Here is a 663-nt window from a genome sequence, read left to right as displayed (position 1 = left end):
TGTTGAACTAAATCCCTACGGGATAGCCTTTCTCAAAAATAGCATAAATCCATTTAGTTACAAATCGTAATAACTGTATTATTCACTTTAAAATAATACAGTTATGAGAAAGAAAACAAGTTTAACTATTGTTGAGCAGGCTATGGTGCTTGTCCCAGAATTTAAAGCCAGAGCCTTGAAACTGGAGCATCAGGTGGAGCTTCGCGGTCAGAGCGCAAGTACGCTGAACAATTACGTCCGGCGCATTGCCTTGTTTGTTATTCATTTTAAAAAATTGCCCGAATACGTCAGTGAAGATGAGATCAATGAGTATCTGGTAGCTTTGTCCCGTGACCCCAGGTCGCCTTCGCGTAGCAGTTTCAAACATATGGTTTATGGCCTCAGGTATTACTACCGTTTGTTGGGCATGAACAAAAAATCTATTGCTTTACCTTCATTAAAACAGGACACGAAATTGCCGGTAGTTTTAAACTATCAGGAGTTGAAAATGCTGTTTTCGGCACCTACGTTACTTAAACACCGGATTGTCCTTACGCTTATCTATTCTGCCGGACTGCGGGGACAGGAAGTCATCAATCTCAAAATTTCTGATATTGATTTTGAGCGTATGGTTATCCATATCCGCCAGAGCAAATACAAGAAGGACCGGATTGTTCCTTTGTC

1 protein-coding gene is annotated in these 663 nt (G+C 40.7%); it reads left to right on the top strand.

All coding sequences use genetic code 11. The features are described from left to right. Nucleotides 1-103 precede the first annotated feature (103 nt). Nucleotides 104-663: tyrosine-type recombinase/integrase (locus ACT3CD_RS17250; RefSeq protein WP_444646914.1), on the top strand; the 560-nt coding region annotated here is incomplete at its 3' end.

The organism is Geofilum sp. OHC36d9 (genome assembly GCF_052400685.1).
In the GTDB taxonomy this organism is placed as follows: Bacteria; Bacteroidota; Bacteroidia; order Bacteroidales; family Marinilabiliaceae; genus CAZHHH01.
The sequence above is the reverse complement of the archived record's forward strand: the minus strand, read 5'-3'. Positions and strand labels throughout refer to the sequence as shown.